Below are 2,585 nucleotides of genomic sequence, written 5' to 3'. Positions count from 1 at the left end.
CACTTATACTAACATCTCCATCAGAAAGTTCTTCACTACTATTGCCTATTACATCTCCAGCAACTCTCGCCATAGCTGCAGGGTTGTAAGTCTTACGCACAACATCAAACCTAGACTTTCTTTGATTTACTGCATCTGCACATTCACTTATACTAACATCTCCATCAGAAAGTTCTTCACTACTATCGCCTATTATATCTTCAGCAACCCTTGCTATAGCTGCAAAGTTATAAGCTTCAGTTATAACATCAGATCTATATCTTCTCTGGTCTATCTTATAACTACATTCATACACGTCAAAGTCTTCAGAATAATCGTTTAATTTCTCAACTTCAGATCTACAATCACTACTTTCTTCTACATTTTCGCTTTCAGAAGCAGCATTTCTGCTCTCCTCAGCACTAAAATCTAAACTTTTCTGTTTTCGGTTTTTTACTGAAGCAATATTCTGAATGTCATAACAATATTTTAGGATATAAAAGACTATTACACAAAGAATTAATAACAAAAGTAATATCAGTATTGATACATATATCTCTGATTTCATAATTTATAAACCCTTTTATGCTATAATTAGCATATACATCACATTTATTATAAATGCAATATAAATTATACCATACATAATATATTTTATTAAAATATTAAAATCAGGATTTCTAAGTAAAAGAAAAAAACAATACTTTTACAATAGCATATACTTAAAAAGTCCAATAATAAAAATAATTACCTACAGCAAAAACAATGTGTAAGATATTCCATGATTTATTTAAAATATAAAATTTCTTAACAAGAAACATTAGCAAGATAAATTAGCAACTTGAATTTCATAAGCAAACAATTTTATATAATACATATAAAAAGTACGCATATTACTTACTAGGTCAACATCTATATTCTAAGTTAGCAATTTACAATATACTCAGCTGCATTGCATATCACAATACCTGGTTTTTTATAAAATATACAAGTTTTTATCATATGACTCTAGAACAGAGATTTCCCTTAACACAACATAAAGACAGTACTGTATAATTTATAATTTTAAACTCACGTTTTTAAGATAACTACTTCATATATAAAACATTCAACTTAAAAGCACTTGACATCAAAATACCTAGTCTTTTATAAATTGAACAATCCAAATACGCAACACAGCAATTTATAATAAATAACCAATTTATTGACTCAAACTAGGATTTACACAAGTACTGTTTATGTCTGGAGAATCAAGTATTGCAGTAGGATCTACAGCAAAACAATCAAAGTCTTTATAAAGTAACTCAAGTAACATCTCACTCCTACGCCTCATAACTTGAACACTCAACACATGTACAAAAAATTCTTGCATACCAGGCACAGCATTACATACGTACTTTAATTCCATTTCCAACAAATTTCCACACTCAACCAGTGCAGAGCAACTTTGATATATAATAGGCAAGTGTGTTTCAAGCACAATTTCAGAACTTGTTTTCACACTTTCCAAGTTTTCTAATACAATACTATCACTAGTAATTTTACCCAGTAAAGACAGCATTCTATCTTTTATCAATGTTTCACCATCTACAGCGCATTTAATAAAATCCATTAAAATATTTCTATAGCAACTGTAAGCCGCACTTTGAAACTTCAAACATTCAAAAGCATGCTTTTTAGCTGATTCTGTAGCTTGTGATTCTGTTTCTTTAGGAGCGAGTTCTGGTTTTGGCATGTCAACAAGACTAGGTGCAACTTTTTTTACATGCAACTCTGGCGTTAACATCCAATTTATTAAACGGTATAATAAAATAGCAGTGATAATAATTAAAAGCACTCCAATCGTTATATATACTATTTCAGGATTTTTCATTTTTATTAATCTACATTAAAATTAAAATGACTAAGATGTGAAATACTATTACAACTTTATCATTGTAATAGTTACTGCTTGTGCAATAAATAGTATACAATCTAAGTATTAAAATTATGTATATTATACCCATAATCAACATAACAATATTACTGCTATTATAAAAGCTCACACGCTTTATATTCTCATCAGCAGAACACTGTTAACTATTCTATTGCAGGTAATAGCAATTTTCATTGTTGAAAATATTAGATAATAATAAGTACTTATCTAGATCAAAAAAGCTCTACATCACCTATACTAACATCTAGAAATTATCACAAACACTAAAATGTTTAACAGAGATATAACCTGTAACTTATCTATTTGCATATTTCAAACTTAGATCAATAATAAGTACTTATCTAGACCAAAAAAGCTCTACATCACCTATACTAACATCTAGAAATTATCACAAACCCTAAAATGTTTAACAGAGATATAACCTGTAACTTATCTATTCGCATATTTCAAACTTAGATCAACAATAAGCACTTATACAGATCAAAAAAGCTCTATATCACCTATACTAACATCTAGAAATTATCACAAACACTAAAATGTTTAACAGAGATATAACCTGTAACTTACCTATTTGCATATTTCAAACTTAGATCAATAATAAGTACTTATCTAGATCAAAAAAGCTCTACATCACCTATACTAACATCTAGAAATTATCACAAACACTAAA

The 2,585-nt window shown here is 28.7% G+C and carries 2 protein-coding genes; both read right to left on the bottom strand.

The window, feature by feature from the left end:
• The coding region (locus tag DRF75_RS04955; RefSeq protein WP_129992773.1) for a hypothetical protein at positions 1-547 on the bottom strand (547 nt) is incomplete at its 3' end.
• A gap of 633 nt (positions 548-1,180) precedes the next feature.
• Positions 1,181-1,852 carry a hypothetical protein gene (locus DRF75_RS04950; protein ID WP_129992772.1) on the bottom strand — a complete coding sequence of 224 codons (672 nt, stop codon included), beginning with the start codon at positions 1,850-1,852 and terminating at the stop codon, positions 1,181-1,183.
• Positions 1,853-2,585 lie beyond the last annotated feature (733 nt).

The sequence above is a fragment of the Ehrlichia minasensis genome, assembly GCF_004181775.1.
GTDB lineage: Bacteria > Pseudomonadota > Alphaproteobacteria > Rickettsiales > Anaplasmataceae > Ehrlichia > Ehrlichia minasensis.
Note: the sequence above shows the minus strand (reverse complement) of the source record. Positions and strands in the feature narration are given on the sequence as shown.

Coding starts and splice junctions, on each gene's coding strand:
- DRF75_RS04950 (WP_129992772.1), bottom strand. CDS start 1,852: ATGAAAAATCCTGAAATAGTATATATAACGATTGGAGTGCTTTTAATT.